A 16,509-nucleotide genomic window follows, 5' to 3' on the forward strand; every position below is an offset into this window, starting at 1 on the left:
TAATCAAATTATATTGAAGCCACTCTTTTTGGAGTGGTTTTTTGTTTGGTTAAAATTACCGGGATTCCACTATTTATGAGTTCAGCAGATATTTTTACCTTTGAAAAAAAGAATATGAAAAAAATTTTCAGTTTAATCATTCTATGCATTAGTATTTTTAGTCTGGCGCAAGTAAAAGTTCCTTTTGTAGGACATAGAAGTTTTGATATTTTGAAAGGCTATAGCGGGACAGGAACTCCACATTATTATTTGGATGTCAAGAAAAATGGAGATGTTCATTTTGGATATGTTCAGGTAAATCAAGCGAATGGCAAGGAAACAAAAGAAGAAGTAAATGCAGGAAAATATGCAGCCAATAAAGTAATGAAAGTAGAATTTAAAAAATACGAAGAAACATTTCTATTAAAATTTGATAAGGACAGAATTTATCTTACTGATGAAAAAGGAAATATCAAAACCCTTGAAGGCTGCTGTTCTGCCAGAGAAAGTATAGATCATGAAACTTGTAGTTGCGAAAGTGAATTATACAAATAATCACATATTGCTATTCCTTTAGAGGAATTTTAATATCATAAGAATACAGGATCATCTGGATTTCACCGTTTACGATCTGTATAAATATCTTTATTTTTAAAAGATCAATCATCTATCATTAAGTATGAAAATCCTAAATATCTTATGGGTCTTACTTTTTATTGTTTCATGCAGTAAAAAAGAGAACCATCCTTACACATTTTATTACTGGAAAACGAATCTGAAACTGAATCGGGAAGAAAAGAAGGTTTTAGACCAGGCAACTGTTCCTTATTTATATACAAGATTTTTTGATGTTGATAAAGCAGGTGGAAAGTTTCAACCGATTGCTGTTATTACAAAAGATCAGAGTTTTCAGACTGACAAGCAGATTGTACCTACTGTTTTTATCACCAATCAGACTATGCTTGCCATTTCTCAGGAAGAAATAAAATTCCTTGCAGAGAGTATTCATCATTTGGTCCTAAAAAAAGCGGAAGAATATCATTTAAAAATAAACAATGAGATTCAGATTGACTGTGACTGGACTGCCGGTACACGGGATGATTATTTTAAATTTCTAAAGGAACTGAAAAGAATTTCAGGCAAACAGATCACATGTACACTACGTCTTCATCAGGTTAAAGATAAGAAACAAACTGGGGTTCCTCCGGTGGATAAAGTTTATCTGATGTGCTACTCTACTTCTTCCCCATTGGAAAAATCTGATAAAAATTCTATCCTGGATGTAAATATTCTGAAAAGCTACCTTTCAAAAATGGAAGACTATCCTATCAAAAAAGTTGAAGTTGCTCTTCCTATTTATTCATGGGGAATTATCACAAATCATCTGGACAAACATAAACTCATCAATGCTTTGTCTAAAAAGGATCTTGAAAATCCTAACTTTAAAAAGATCTCTGAATATGAAGCTGAAGTTCAGAGAGACGGATTTTATTTCGGAAGTTATCTCAATAAAGGTTTTACCATAAAGGTAGAAGAAATTTCTAAGGAACATCTGGATGATGTAACTCATTTTCTTCAGAAAAAAATCCCGCATTTTAATATTATTTATTATCAATTAGATAGTAAATTTGTGTTAGATCGAAAATTTTAAATCTATTAAAGATTAAGACAAAGAATAGATAATCAACATTTTACTCTATTTTCTGTCCGCACTATTTATTACAAAAAACTATATAAAAACTAAAAACACTACAAACCCTATGAAAAAGTATATTCTTTCACTTGCGGTTGTATCTCTTTTCTATACGAATTCCAACGCCTGCGCTTGGTCTGATCCGGATTATGAATACTTCAACCTTTTTACACAGAGCATCATTAAGGATAAATCTTATCTTCCTTTCCTTCATACATATTCCACAAGATTCTTTGGTGATTATAATCCATCACTGATTCCTGATGATAATATTGAAACATGGAAAAAGTATTTTAACAATCAGCTTAATTATGCCGAGACCCAGAACCTTGTGTATAAAGTAAGCATGAATGACCTGAATGCTCTTAAAAACGGAACTCCTACTAACCCGCTTTTACAAAAACTGGGAACTGGGTTTTACCAGAAATACAAAGAAGGAATTGATTATTTGATTGAGGCCAAATATCTGGAACCTTTCATGAGCATCAATTATGTTGAAAATGAAAACTCATTTTATTATAACAGGGATGAGAACAGGAAAAATGCAACCTCTCTTGACTATAATAAAACAATTGCAGCTCTAACATCTTTATATAATGCCGCCAGAAATCCTGAAATCAAGCAGCGTTACGGATATCAGCTTGTACGCTTGAATCACTATACCAGAAACTATGATTCTGCACTACAGGCTTTCAAAAGTTATATTGAACCTATTAAATTAAAGGGTACGGTATATTATATGGCTCTGGATCAATTGGCTGGAGCTCAAAGAGGATTGGAAATGAATGCTGATGCCAACTGGAACTTCTTCCAGGTATTTATGAATAGGAAAGACCGTAAGGAATCTTCTTTTGTTTCTATGAAACTTTCGGATACAGCTTCTTTCAGTAATATTATGAAGAGAGCCAGTACAAATGAAGAAAAGAACATGGCTTATTTCCTTTTAGGATATGAAGATTTTAACAACCCGATTCCTATTATGGATAAAATGTTTGACATCAATCCTGATTCTGAAATACTGAAGGTAATGGCGGTAAGAAGTATCAATGAACTTGAAAGAAGTTACCTTCCAATTTATTATTACACTTCTGATGCGTTTGGCAGAGTATCCGTTTATAGAGGAAATACAGAAAACAATGCTTCCAAAGACACCACTTCTGATAAAAAAACAACGGAAGTAAAAGAGGTGAAAGAAGAGAAGATATCTTTCTGGCAGAAAATCGTAAGATTCTTCAAAAATCTTTTTGGCGGTTCTAAATCTGATGCATCCGGTGATGGTAATAAAGCAGACCAGAGTGATGATGAGTTATTGAATAATCCTAACAGAATTCCTTTTTACACTACCGGATACAGCGGCTATGATGATAACACAAAGGACTATCTTAATGACCTTGAAAAGTTCACTTCAAAAGCTAAAGAGAAATCTAAAGATGAGTATTGGCAGATTGCAGATGCTTACCTTAAGTTTTTAAAGAAAGACTATAAAGAAAGTACAGAAATCCTGAACGAAATCAAGACCACCAACCCTGAATATCTAGAAGAAATTAAAAGGATGAAGGTTCTGAATGATATTGTTTCCCAACCTAAAGTTGATGCAGCCTTTGAAGATCATCTGATGAAGGATTATGCCGAATATTTTGTAGAAAAAGAGGTAAAAAAGGATACAGCTAACGTGAACAGTGATTATGACTATTATGGAAATGCACCTAGCACGGCAGAATTCTTAAAAGATGTAATGGCCAACCGTTATTTCCTTCAGGGAGAAGATGGAAAATCATTCCTGATGAATAATAAACTGTCTGATCTGCAATATAATCCCAACTCAAGTCTGGTAAAAAGTGTTGAAGCGTTTTACAGGAAGCCTAATAAAACTCAGTTTGAACAGCAGATTATTGCTAAAAATATGGACAGTGTAGGAAGTGTTGACGCTTTCTTCAGTACCATCTATGGTGACAGGGCTATGAGACTTGCGGATTTTGAAAAGGCTAAATCCTATTATGAAAAGGTTCAGAAATTTGGTGGAATTCCAAGAGAAAATTATGACTGGACTGAAAAGGACGGACAAAAAATCACTCCAAAACAATATGCTTCTTCTGAATATAATGGCTTTAATAATATCCCTAGTCTTGTTTTCGGGCATAATGTATGGGAAAGTTACCAAAGTCCTGATGCTGAATCTATGAAATCTGAAGGTTATACTGAATTCCCTTTCATCAAAGATAATATGAATAAACTGGAACTTACTGATGTTCTGATCCAGCTTAAAAAAATTGGAAATGGTAAAGATGAAAAGGCGGCAAGAGCTAATCAGCTTATCGGAAATCTATTGTACAACACTTCCATTTTAGGATACTACCGTCATTTGTTTGTTATGGATATTGATAACAGCAATGGTGGAAAATATTATTTCTGGAATAATGATAAAGGCAACCCTTACAAGTATTACTATAAAAACTTCCTTGATACTTCTTATATTGAACCTGATAATTTTGATTTAGCCATCAACTATTATCAAAAAGCTCTTAAGCTCTCTAACAATAAGGAAGAAAAGGCAAGAATTCTATTCCAGATGGCAAGTGCCGAGCAGGGTAAATATTATCAGTATGAAGCCAAGGCTCCAAAAGATTTCGATTACTCTGATCCAAAATGGTCTGAAAAAGAAGATGCCCGTCAAAAAGAAATGGACAATCTGAAAAATCAGAAGTACAGAACCTATTTTGCACAGCTTAAGGCACAGTATTCGGATGCTGAAACCACAAAAAACCTGATGGGAAGCTGCAGTTATTTCAGCTATTTCATGAGATAAAAATTACTTATAAAAAAACCTCTGAGCTCTCAGAGGTTTTTTATTTTGTAGTATTATTTTTTGATAAACTTAGTTCTATTGTTTATATCCTTACCATTAACTGTAATAAAATAAACTCCTTTTACCAAACTGCTTACATTAATTCTTCCATCATCTATCGTTCCTTTTGATATCAATTGCCCCGGAGCATTAAATATTTCATAAGTAGCGTTTGACGGTACATTCTTTACATTAAGTATATCTTCAACAGGATTTGGATAAATATGAACTTTTTTCACATTATTCGCAGCCTCAGAAACAGCCAGCATATTGGAAGATACAGTAGCCTTCTTCACTGCATAAAAGACATTCCCAATTGCAGAGACTCTTAGATGAATATTTTTCCCGGCTAAATCTGTCGGAATGAAAACACTTGCAGAACCATTATTTGGAACCGATGCAGCCAAATTATTCCATGTTGTTCCATTATCATCTGTATAATCAATTTTCACATTGGCAACGTTGTATGGAGAAGCTGTTGTTCCCGACACCGTCCATGTAATAGTAGAATTGGTATTAGAAGTAAGGGATGTTGTATTTACAGTGAATGCAGCAGCAGAACCTACAACAACGGTCTGTGTTGCATAAGCTGACTGCGCCTCTCCACCCGGTTTATTATCTCTTACTGTTACCCTGAAATTGGTGGTTCTTGCTACTGTACTTGCAGCCTCAAAATCGTTGGTATTCTTTACAGCACCACCCAAAACAGTTGAAAGTTTAGGGAAATATCTTGTAGGATTTGTTGTAGGTACCCAAGACCTGAAATTTGCTCCCGAAGTTGTATTCCCAATATTAGATTTGGTTACTCCACCCGTTAAACTACTTGAATTCACCTGCTCCCAGCAATAAGTCAAGGCATCTCCATCCGGATCTGTTGCTGATGCTGTCAGTACAAATGCTGTAGATTTCGGAATTGTATAAGTAGTAGGCATTGCTGTTACCACTGGAGGATTATTCGTAATTGGAGTTTCTACATCAACAGTCACAGCTGCAAGATTAGCCTGTATTTGATCAATACTTACACTATGAAAATATGCATCTGAATGTGGCTGAACTGACATTGTTCCCCAAAGTCCTGCATATCCCATAATCGAACTTCCAGTACCAGGCTCAACATAAGTATTGGACCCGGTTTGCTCAACTCGACTAAATGTGTGGTTATCCCCAAGCTGGTGCCCCATCTCATGAGCTACAAAATCAATATCAAAATTATCTCCCATTGGAATATTATCTGCAGGAGAGGTAAAACCACTTCCTTTATAATTATCTGGAGTTATATAAGCATAATAACTTCCTCCGGCATCCTGACAGTCACTTTGTGCAGCAGTATAAGAGGTAGTCGCAACATCATTGCTTCCTATACAGCCAATACAACCTGCGTTACCACCACCTCCTGTTGCTCCAAACAAATGTCCTATATCAAAACTTTCATCGGTAACACCATAGTTTCCACCATGTAAAGTATTCATTAATTCATAATTCCATTTACACATGAAATCGGAAGTACTGTAAGGGTCAGTAGCAGCATTTGTAAAGATAAGGTTAGGTGCATTAATGGCATTAACATGTATATTAAACTCTCTTTCAAACACTCCATTTACTCTTGATAAAGTAGCATTGACCTGTGTAAGAGCTCCAGCTACACCACCAAAATAAGCTGTATATTCTCCTGTTACAGACATTGCCAGTCTAAGCGTGTGAAAAGTTTTGTTATTTGCTTTAGCCGTAGATCCAGAATTCATTATTTTCTGAAGATTCGCTACAGACTCTTTACTTTCTTTAGTATTACAGGTAAATGCATGGCCACTCTTGTTGGTTTTTCCATGTATAGAATAATAGGATTTATCAGCAGTGGCCGGTTCTATAAATTCATACTTCCCATCAGGAGCTATCATCATAGACTGAAAGTCATTAGGAGCAACGCTAAAACGGATGTACTTTGAAGGATCATCTATACCAATTCCTACATAAGAGCCAAGTTGATACTGTTTTGCCAAAGCTTCATCCATGACAGGAAAGCTATTCACTGTAAATCTTTCGATCTTACCTTCAAGGTTGGGAATATTTATTGTAACCGGAGCCCCTTCTCCTACTTTAGGAGCTCGTAAAAGTTGTGTTCTGATATGGTCTATATCAAGCTGATAATAAACAGAACGGTCGCTTTTTTTTATAATTTTCTGTTGCGGCTCAGCCCTATTCCATTGTGCACTTACCGATACTGTGAAAAGTAGTAAGGGTAAACAAAATAATTTTATTTTCATTTAAATACATTTTATTTAACAAATATATATGCTAAATAAAACAAATACACAAAACAAGTGCACATAAATGAAATATCAATGTAAATAAATGAAAATATCACATTTATTTTAAAAACTAAACTATAATATTTAAAAATAATAGAAAATTTTTAACTAAAAACCAGATCACTTTTTCTGTTCCTGCCTCTGCAGCCATTCCTCATGTTTCCTTTTGAAGAATTCATACTTGTAATCCTGGTTTCTCTGGGCGGCATCTATGGAGTGAGAAGTATGAATGTCTGTATCTTTTTTAGCAAACTGTGCCAGATTTTCGTAGTAATGATGAAGCTGGTCCAGCTCCGGTTCTGTAAGGTCTTCGATATCTACAATCCGGTTACTTGCTTTTTCATGAGCAGCGATGAGTTCGTTAAGTTTAATCTGTATGGCTTTGGAATCTTTATTCTGAGCTTTTTGGATTAGGAAAACCATGAGAAAGGTAATAATAGTAGTTCCGGTATTGATGACCAGTTGCCAGGTTTCTGAATAATTGAAAAAAGGCCCTGTAACAGCCCATGCCACCACCACAAATGTTGCCCCAATAAAAGCATACTGACTTCCTGTAAATTTTACGGCCCAGTTTGAAAATTTTTCAAAGAGATTGTTATTCTTGTGATCCATAGGTCAGATTATTTTATAATAAATGTATAAAATTAACCCGAACAATCTTCCGTCACCTCTTATATTTTTACTCTCCCCTACTTCGTCTTTTTAAACCTGTGCCACCATATCAAAAATCCGGTAACAGGTAAAGAACATCCAATCAGCGAAACTACAAAATAAAGAATAATACTTGGCAGCCCCATAATTTCTCCTGTGTGCAATGGTTTGGCTAATGCAGTAAACTGTTTATTCAATGGTTTGTCTGAAAACAGCTCTTTGGTTTTAAAGTTGCCGGTTTTATCAAAAGTAACTTCATCCGGAAGCATCATACCCAGAAAATTTTGAGTATTGGTTTTGATAACAACATATCTCGGGTTGTCCTTATTAGGAAGCTCTATACTGGTAACAGCAGAATAAGGAAGATGCTGATCTGCCAGCTGTAAAATTCTGTCAATGGAAGCGGATTCGGAATCTTTAAGATTTTTCTTTTCATCCTGTTTCTGAAGCATATCTTCCAATAAGCCACCGAATGCATCATCACCATTGTCTTTATCTTTTGAAATATTATCTATTGATGATCCTCCTAAACTTACAATAAGTGTATTTTTCACCCATGGATAAGTTACATACAATCCAGTAACAGCTATAAAAAATAGCATCAGGAAGGTATAAAAACCAAGGGTATTGTGTAGATCATAATTTACACGCTGGAATTTTGCTTTAAACATTACGGTTAAACCCTGTTTCAGAAACTTCAGTTTTTGGGCAGCCAAAGAACCAACCCTGAAATCAATAATACACAGAACATCAATACTCCGGCTCCCAGGATTTGACGCCCCACATTTCCCATCATCAGATTTCTATGAATATCCAGAACTATTTCAAAAAAGCGACTGGATCCTACTACAGGCTGGCCTAAAATTTCCCCTGTATATTGATTATAATAAGTGCTTTTGTCTAACTGATTTTCACGGTACCCTATTACATAACTTCGTCCTTTATCAGACGGTATCAACAATGAGGTTAATTCTTTATTTTCCTTCAATAATTCTGCCTGGATAAGATCCGGATTCTTCACATGAGTGGAAGTCATAGTGATGTACACTTTATCTCTGTTCGTAAAATCTATAATCTGATTCTTGAAAGCATAAAGGCATCCGCTAAGACATACTACAAAAATAATAACACATGATAAAAGCCCAAGCCAAAGATGAATGATCCACATTAGGTATTTAATGACAGATTCATTCTTTCTTCTTTTCCGATAAAGGCTTTTAAACAGTGTTTTCATTTTGGGTATTATAACAAAAAACATTAAGATGATTGAGCCATCTTAATGTTTACAAAATTAATTTGATATGAATAAATTAAAAAGTCAATACAAATTTGGGAAAGGATTCCGTAGTACTTCCTCCTTACTAAATTGGTATTAATATCGTTTACTTTCTTCCTTTGAACTGGATATCTTTTACAATCTCCTCAAACTTCGTATAATGTTCCGGAGTTAATGCTTTTTGAATAGCAGCTTTTCTCTGCCCATCAAATTTTTCCCAGTATTCTTTAGCAAGATCATTATTTCCATGATATACATCGTGAGCATCGCTGAATGCTTTTTCAAAGGCATCGTTTGCAGCGTTTACCACTTTGAATTCATCTTCTGAAAGCTGAGCTTCAGCTTTTATCTTTTCCAATAAAGCATTGTCATACCTTGGTCTTTTTCTGGCATTTTCATCAACGAATTTGTTGAACTGTTCCATTTGAGGACCATCCAATATTTTAGCCATTTCAAGAGACTGTTGTGTTCTCAGTTCTTCTCCTTTGATTCCCAATGCCACACGGTCCATATTCCCGCCCTGAGCTTTTGCAGCCTGAAAGTTCTGCTCCTGCAGCTGTTGATATTTTGCAGTGATTTCGTCGAAACTTTTAACCTGATCCGGAGTTAGCTGTACTTCGGTCTTGAATTGGTTATAATCAATCCCTTTCTTCTTATCTCCTGAACATGAAACAACCAACAAAGTTGCAAATGCTACTGCAATGGTTTTAATATAAGTACTTTTCATTGATATTTTATTTTAAGGTTTTTGAAATTTTTAGAAGAAATAGTTTGCTCCAAACTGATATCTGATACCATCGATTCTGAAACCAAAGTTATTAGCCGGATCTGTTGTATCATTACGGATATCCTTGTCTAAAAGATTGTACACTCCAAATGTGAAACGCACATGCTTGTTCAGTCTGTACACTGTTCCTAAGTCTAATAAGAAATAAGATGGAATTGGGAATTCCTGTGCTCTACCTCTGCTTACTCCCGGCTGGCTTTCGCTTCTGTAGTTTCCTCTTGACCAGAATTCAAAACTGTCATTTGCTTTCCATGAAAGGTTTACGTTGGCCATATGCTTAGGAATTCTGGCATATGGTTTATTGTACAATGCTGGAATTTCATCAGATTTAATTTTAGTATCTGTATAAGTATAGTTTGCTTTTAATACGATATCCTTAGATACATTTACTCCAAGGTTCGCTTCAAGTCCCATACTGTTTGCTTTACCAAGATTTTCTCTTGTTGAGATAAAATCATAGATATGATTGTATAAAGCTTCAAACTGTTTACATTCTTCGCTGTTGTTACATTTTCTAACTTCAACCAGTTTGTTTTTAAAGTCTGTGTTAAATCCTGTTACACTCAGGTTAATCACTTTCTTATTATCTTCAAACATTACTGTTAACTCCTGGTTAAAACTTTTTTCCGGTTTAAGATCTTTGTTTCCGATGATTACTCCATCCTGAGTTCCACCTCCTGTTACCTGTCCCCATCCTGGATTTACAGCTCTAAGACCTGGTGCTTTATATCCCCATGAAGCCCCACCTTTGAAAGTGAAATTGTCTGTAGCACTCCATACTAAATATCCTCTTGGTGTAAAGTTGGCACCATAGTTTTCATCATTGTCTAAACGTGCTCCCGTAACCAGGTGTAGTTTGTTAACCAGTTTCCAGTTTCCTTCTGCAAATGCAGACCAGTTCCAACGTGTCAGTTTGGTTACTACTTCTCCGTTTTCAGACTTCATTTTATTTCCTAAGTCATTCAGTCTTTCATATCTGTATTCTGCTCCAAAACTGATCACATGATCTTTAATATTGAAATTATTAAGACTGTAAGCCGCTAACGTTTCATATCTCATATCCCTGTTTGGGTTGTTGGTATTGTCATACTGGATATAAGAGTTTGTATGGAAGTTTGAATAGTCTCCTTTATGACTTAATGCCAATACATTTCTCTCGTAATTATTACGTGAGCTTTTTGCTTTAGGTCCCAAGGAATATCCTGGATTCTGGTTTCTTTCCTGACGGTTATAATCGTAGCTAAGCTTAAAAGTATTGTTTGTATTGGGAGTAAGGCTGAATTCTGTACCAAAAGCTTTGATTACTCTTTCGGTAAACCCACCTACAAATTTATCTTCATTTCTGTCTGAATAGCTTCCTGTAACTTTCATCTGAAGGAGGTTTTTCACTAAAGAACCGGCAGCATATCCATCAATCTGGTAAGTATTTCCTGATTCTTTATGCACCTGCTGGATTAAACTTGTTCCAACAGATCCTCTCCAACCGTCACTCAGTTTTTTAGTGATGATGTTGATAACTCCACCCATTGCATCTGAACCGTACAGTGAAGACATTGGTCCTTTTACTACTTCAATTCTTTCAATGGTTTCCAATGGTGGCATCCATCCCTGTTCAATACCAGGGCCATCAGAATTAGGTCTTGTCTCTCTGGTATTAATTCTTTTACCGTCAATTAAAACTAGTGTCTGTCCAGATTCTGCACCTCTTATTGAAAAATCACTTGTACTTCCTCCTCCTGTCACAAAAACACCTGGTACGTCCTGCAATGCATCTGTAATATCTCTATAGGCTCTTTTTTTAAGATCTGCCTGAGTAATTACAGAAATGGTAGCCGGTGTGTCCTTAATTTTCTGTGCATACCCAGAACCCGTTATTACTACTTCATTAATATGGTTACTTTTTAACGTGTCCTTAGTTTTTTGACCGCTCATAAAAGCAGATCCTAAAACAAGCAAGGAAAAAGATACTGTTCTAAACATCAATAATTTTTTGCAAAATTATTATTTTTAATAATTCTAAATAAATAAACCAAGGTGAGATATGTCACCTTACGAATACCATCAATATGAAATCAATAATCTCGTTATAATTATGATAAAAATATTCTAACACAGCTGTGTGATTATTGAGGATAGGCTCTTGCTGCCAAACAATGATTATCAATAATAAAAAGCAAAAAAAATCAAATTTATTCTAGCATGAATTTGATTTAAATGGCCTGTATCCTATTGTAAAAAGCGATTAATGGGAATAAAAAATCCGTCCCTAAAAAGGAACGGATTTGTATAATCATTGCAAAGTATGCAGTTATCACACTTTAATTTCAACGTCTACACCTGAAGGAAGTTCTAATTTCATTAGAGCATCAACAGTTTTAGAAGAAGAAGAGTAGATATCCATTAGTCTCTTGTGAGCTGATAATTGGAACTGCTCTCTTGCTTTTTTGTTTACGTGCGGAGATCTCAACACTGTGAAGATTCTCTTATTCGTTGGCAATGGAATTGGACCGTTTACAACAGCACCAGTAGCCTTTACCGTTTTTACGATTTTCTCAGCAGACTTGTCTACCAAGTTGTAATCGTAAGATTTTAGTTTTATTCTGATTCTTTGTGACATTTCTTTAATTTAAAAATTAACCTTTTGCTTTAGCTATGATATCTTCAGCAACGTTTTGTGGAGTAGCTTGGTACTTCTCTAATTCCATAGAAGAAGTAGCTCTTCCTGATGAAAGTGTTCTTAGAGTAGTAACATATCCAAACATTTCAGAAAGTGGAACTGAACCTTTGATTACAACAGCACCGTTCTTTTCTTCCTGACCACTGATAGTACCTCTTCTCTTGTTAAGGTCACCAATGATGTTACCCATATATTCTTCTGGAGTTACAACTTCCAGTTTCATAATAGGCTCCATAATTACTGGTTTAGCAGCTTTACCAGCTTCTTTAAATCCTAACTTAGCAGCCATTTCGAAAGAAAGAGCGTCAGAATCCACCGCGTGGAAAGATCCATCTTTAAGAGTAACTTTAATACCTTCAACTTCGAAACCAGCCAATGGACCGTTCTTCATTGCAGCTTTAAATCCTTTTTCAATTGCAGGAACAAATTCTCTAGGAACGTTACCACCTTTGATCTCATTGATGAATTCTAAACCAACTTTACCTTCGTCTGCAGGTCCTAGTTCAAATACAATGTCAGCAAATTTACCTTTACCTCCAGATTGCTTTTTGTAAACCTCTCTGTGGTTGGCAACTCTTGTTAAGTTTTCTTTGTACTCTACCTGAGGTTGTCCTTGGTTTACTTCAACTTTGAACTCTCTCTTCATACGGTCTACAATGATATCTAAGTGAAGCTCACCCATACCAGAGATGATCGTTTGTCCAGAAGCCTCGTCAGTTCTAACAGTAAACGTTGGATCTTCTTCAGCCAATTTAGCTAGAGCGTTACCCATTTTATCTTGGTCAGCTTTAGTTTTAGGCTCAACAGCGATACCAATTACTGGATCAGGGAAAACCATCGATTCAAGAACGATTGGGTTTTTCTCGTCACACATTGTATCACCAGTTTTGATAGACTTGAATCCTACAGCAGCACCAATATCACCAGCTTCAATATATTCTACTGGGTTTTGCTTGTTAGCGTGCATCTGATAGATTCTAGAGATTCTTTCTTTATCTCCTGAACGAGTGTTCAAGATATAAGAACCAGCATCTAGTCTTCCAGAGTATGCTCTGAAGAATGCTAATCTTCCCACGAATGGGTCAGTAGCAATCTTAAATGCTAGAGCAGAGAAAGGCTCATCTACAGATGGCTTTCTTGTAATTTCAGCGTCTGTTCTTGGGTCAGTACCTTTGATATCATCTTTATCCAATGGAGAAGGCAAGTATTTACATACTGCATCCAACATAAACTGTACTCCTTTGTTCTTGAATGAAGAACCACAAGTCATTGGGATAATAGATAAATCGATAGTAGCAGCTCTCAATGCAGCATTGATTTCTTCTTCTGTAATTGAATCCGGATCTTCGAAGAATTTCTCCATCAAAGTTTCGTCATATTCAGAAACAGCTTCTACTAATTTCTCTCTGTATTCAAGAACTTCATCTTTCATGTCTTCAGGAATTGGAACTACCTCGAAAGTAGCACCTTGTCCAGCTTCATCCCAGATGATCGCTCTATTTTTAATTAAGTCTACAACTCCTTTGAAATCTTCTTCAGCACCGATTGGTAAAACGATTGGAACTGCGTTAGATCCTAACATGTCTTTAACCTGGTTTACCACGTTAAGGAAGTCAGCACCTTGTCTGTCCATTTTGTTTACGAATCCCATTCTAGCAACTTTGTAGTTGTCAGCAAGTCTCCAGTTTGTTTCAGACTGAGGCTCTACTCCATCTACTGCTGAGAATAAGAATACCAATCCATCTAATACTCTTAAAGATCTGTTTACTTCTACAGTGAAGTCAACGTGTCCCGGTGTATCAATGATGTTGAAGTGGTAAGGCTTAGTATCTGCAAGAGGCTTTCCTTGGTCTGTTGGAAAGTTCCAAGAACAAGTAGTTGCAGCAGAAGTAATAGTAATACCTCTTTCTGCTTCCTGCTCCATCCAGTCCATTGTAGAAGCACCATCGTGAACCTCTCCAATTTTGTGGTTTACTCCTGTATAGAATAAAATCCTTTCAGTAGTGGTAGTCTTACCCGCATCAATGTGAGCAGCAATACCAATGTTTCTTGTAAATTTAAGATCTCTACCCATTTCAGATTAGAATTTAAAGTGTGAGAAAGCTTTGTTAGCTTCCGCCATTTTGTGAGTATCAGATTTCTTTTTGAAAGCAGCACCTTCTTCTCTTGAAGCAGCTACAACTTCATTAGCTAATTTCAAAGCCATAGACTTATCATTTCTCTTTTTAGAGTAGCTAATTAACCATTTCATTGCCATAGAAATTTTTCTATCAGCTCTGATTGGCATAGGGATCTGGAAGTTAGCTCCACCTACTCTTCTAGAACGTACTTCTACGTGAGGCATAACGTTTGTTAATGCATCTTTCCAGATTTCAAGGGCTGTTTTCTCAGTTTCTCCTTTTTTAGTTTCTACGATATCTAATGCATCATAGAAAATTTTGAATGCGATAGACTTCTTACCGTCTAGCATTAAGTTGTTTACGAATCTCGTTACCAATTGATCATTAAATTTCGGATCTGGTAACAACGGTCTTTTTTTCGCTTTTGTCTTTCTCATTGCTTTTGTACCTTATTTAATGATTATTTTTTCTTTCCTTTTGCAGGAGCTGCAGCAGCTTGTCCTGGTTTAGGTCTCTTAGCTCCGTACTTAGATCTTCTCTGAGTTCTTCCATTTACACCAGCTGTGTCTAATGCACCTCTTACGATGTGGTAACGTACTCCCGGTAGGTCTTTCACCCTTCCGCCTCTAACCAATACTATCGAGTGCTCTTGAAGATTATGTCCTTCGCCCGGGATATAGGCGTTAACTTCTTTACCGTTTGAAAGTCTTACCCTTGCTACTTTTCTAAGTGCAGAGTTAGGTTTCTTAGGTGTAGTAGTATATACTCTCGTACATACTCCACGTCTTTGTGGACAAGAATCAAGGGCAGCCGATTTGCTCTTCTTGGCAAGCGTGGCTCTTCCTTTTCTTACTAATTGTTGAATAGTAGGCATTTAATTGCTTTTTATTTTAGGGTGCAAAAATAATAATATTTTTTTAATTGACAAGCAGTTATGTAATTTTATTTTGCAAGATTTTTTCTTCATTTATTTCCAAAACTACCGAAAACCTCCACTACTTTTATGTTATTGAATTGTTTTAAGTAATGGAGGTTAACATCAAAAAATCAAAATTTTATTTAAAGGCATCCTTTATTATTTTTCCTTTCATATATTGTGCAGGAACTCCTAAAAGTTCTGCCATTGTACTTGCGATATCGATCTGCTCATAATTTCCTGTGCTGATGGTTGCATTCTTTTTAAAATCCGGGCCCATAGCAAAAAACTCAATGTGTCTGCATCCTGCACAATCGTCTCCATGTTCTGCAAAGCCTCCTTTAGCATCTATATGTCTTCCGTGGTCGTTAGAAACAATAAGAGTGGTTTTATCTTTATAAGCTGGCAGCGACTGGATATAATCCCAGATTTCTTTAATAGAAGCATCTGTAGTCTTAATGGCTTTGATGTATTCATCCCATTTATTGGCATGACCATAAGAATCTACATCTTTAAGGTTGATGACCATAACATTCGGACTGTATTTTGCCATAACCTCTTTAGTCTTTGTCATCGTTACCAGATCATCACGGTATCCCGATCCGTTTCCGCTTACACCACAATCTACACTTGGCTGGTATTTTCCTTTCCAGTCTGCCAGCTTACAATCGTTTAAAACTTCAAGTTTATCTTTAGAGGCAATAACCCATGCTTTAGTTTTATCTGCTCCTGTGAATTTCAGCCACTGCTGCATTACGGATGGAAAACCTGGTAATTCAGTACCATTATTTTTAATATTTTCATACACTCCTGAGCACATGGCACTATGTCCCGGGTTTGTATTTGTTGTTCCGTTGTTTTTAAAATTACTGATAAATACACCCTGGTTCAATAAACTTACCCTGTTAGGAATATTCTCTTTACTGGCGGCTTCCCAGGTTTCAGAAATACGGGGTCCATCCACAACGAGAAGAACTACATTTTTAGTTTGGTATTTAGCCTCCGGTTTCGTAGGCTGAGTTGGTGTGAGTGTTTGTGCATCTGTATCATTGCTACTGCATGAGAACATGAATAATGACAGCATAGAATACAGGAAAAACTTCTTCATTGCTTTTTTACTTTATATTAGATTTCGAGTGCAAAGCTAGAAAACACAATCTCCGGATTCATTAACTAATTGTTATCTATTCCTTAAGAAATTAAGACGAAAATCAACCATGAGAGAAATAAAAAAATCTGAAAAGAAGTTTAGATTCGTA

General features: G+C 35.9%; 14 protein-coding genes. 3 read left to right on the top strand and 11 right to left on the bottom strand.

The genetic code is table 11. The features are described 5' to 3' along the window. The first annotated feature begins 114 nt into the window (after nucleotides 1–114). The 3 genes from BOQ64_RS08615 (at nucleotide 115) to BOQ64_RS08625 (ending at nucleotide 4,478) form a co-directional block, all read left to right on the top strand. Nucleotides 115–534 carry a hypothetical protein gene (locus tag BOQ64_RS08615; RefSeq protein WP_129057724.1) on the top strand — a complete coding sequence of 140 codons (420 nt, stop codon included), beginning with the start codon at nucleotides 115–117 and terminating at the stop codon, nucleotides 532–534. 124 nt (nucleotides 535–658) lie between these two features. Further along, nucleotides 659–1,630: a hypothetical protein gene (locus tag BOQ64_RS08620; protein ID WP_129057725.1), complete on the top strand. Its 972-nt coding sequence runs from the start codon at nucleotides 659–661 to the stop codon at nucleotides 1,628–1,630. Between the two features lie 109 nt (nucleotides 1,631–1,739). Beyond that, nucleotides 1,740–4,478, top strand: a complete 2,739-nt coding sequence (locus tag BOQ64_RS08625; RefSeq protein ID WP_129059684.1) for a hypothetical protein — start codon at nucleotides 1,740–1,742, stop codon at nucleotides 4,476–4,478. 53 nt (nucleotides 4,479–4,531) lie between these two features. On the opposite strand, the gene BOQ64_RS08630 is transcribed toward BOQ64_RS08625, so the two are convergent. From BOQ64_RS08630 to BOQ64_RS08680, 11 genes are all read right to left on the bottom strand, one after another. Further along, a complete protein-coding gene (locus BOQ64_RS08630; RefSeq protein WP_129057726.1) occupies nucleotides 4,532–6,778 on the bottom strand; it encodes a zinc-dependent metalloprotease in 2,247 nt (748 codons plus the stop codon). 165 nt (nucleotides 6,779–6,943) lie between these two features. Then, on the bottom strand, nucleotides 6,944–7,435 hold the full coding sequence (locus BOQ64_RS08635) for a low affinity iron permease family protein (RefSeq protein WP_129057727.1): 492 nt from the start codon (nucleotides 7,433–7,435) through the stop codon (nucleotides 6,944–6,946). 77 nt (nucleotides 7,436–7,512) lie between these two features. Continuing rightward, a complete protein-coding gene (locus tag BOQ64_RS24500; protein ID WP_129057728.1) occupies nucleotides 7,513–8,145 on the bottom strand; it encodes a PepSY-associated TM helix domain-containing protein in 633 nt (210 codons plus the stop codon). 26 nt (nucleotides 8,146–8,171) lie between these two features. After that, nucleotides 8,172–8,708 (bottom strand): PepSY-associated TM helix domain-containing protein, encoded by a 537-nt coding sequence (locus BOQ64_RS24505; RefSeq protein ID WP_164975780.1) that lies wholly within the window; start codon nucleotides 8,706–8,708, stop codon nucleotides 8,172–8,174. A gap of 148 nt (nucleotides 8,709–8,856) precedes the next feature. Then, the gene (locus tag BOQ64_RS08650) at nucleotides 8,857–9,477 is read right to left on the bottom strand and encodes a hypothetical protein (protein WP_129057730.1); all 621 of its coding nucleotides are present in this window, start codon (nucleotides 9,475–9,477) and stop codon (nucleotides 8,857–8,859) included. Between the two features lie 30 nt (nucleotides 9,478–9,507). Next, the gene (locus tag BOQ64_RS08655; protein WP_228448276.1) at nucleotides 9,508–11,469 is read right to left on the bottom strand and encodes a TonB-dependent receptor domain-containing protein; all 1,962 of its coding nucleotides are present in this window, start codon (nucleotides 11,467–11,469) and stop codon (nucleotides 9,508–9,510) included. A gap of 379 nt (nucleotides 11,470–11,848) precedes the next feature. Then, nucleotides 11,849–12,154, bottom strand: coding sequence for a 30S ribosomal protein S10 (rpsJ, locus tag BOQ64_RS08660; protein WP_002661363.1), 306 nt, complete (start codon nucleotides 12,152–12,154; stop codon nucleotides 11,849–11,851). Nucleotides 12,155–12,170: 16 nt separating this feature from the next. After that, nucleotides 12,171–14,288, bottom strand: a complete 2,118-nt coding sequence (gene fusA / locus BOQ64_RS08665; protein WP_129057732.1) for an elongation factor G — start codon at nucleotides 14,286–14,288, stop codon at nucleotides 12,171–12,173. Between the two features lie 6 nt (nucleotides 14,289–14,294). Then, nucleotides 14,295–14,771, bottom strand: a complete 477-nt coding sequence (gene rpsG / locus BOQ64_RS08670) for a 30S ribosomal protein S7 (protein ID WP_034677991.1) — start codon at nucleotides 14,769–14,771, stop codon at nucleotides 14,295–14,297. A gap of 23 nt (nucleotides 14,772–14,794) precedes the next feature. Further along, the gene (gene rpsL, locus BOQ64_RS08675; protein WP_002983146.1) at nucleotides 14,795–15,208 is read right to left on the bottom strand and encodes a 30S ribosomal protein S12; all 414 of its coding nucleotides are present in this window, start codon (nucleotides 15,206–15,208) and stop codon (nucleotides 14,795–14,797) included. Between the two features lie 181 nt (nucleotides 15,209–15,389). Then, entirely contained in the window at nucleotides 15,390–16,358 is a 969-nt protein-coding gene (locus tag BOQ64_RS08680; RefSeq protein ID WP_129057733.1) for an alkaline phosphatase family protein, read from the bottom strand. Nucleotides 16,359–16,509: the final 151 nt, after the last annotated feature.

This window comes from Chryseobacterium sp. CH25 (genome assembly GCF_004119455.1).
In the GTDB taxonomy this organism is placed as follows: Bacteria; Bacteroidota; Bacteroidia; order Flavobacteriales; family Weeksellaceae; genus Chryseobacterium.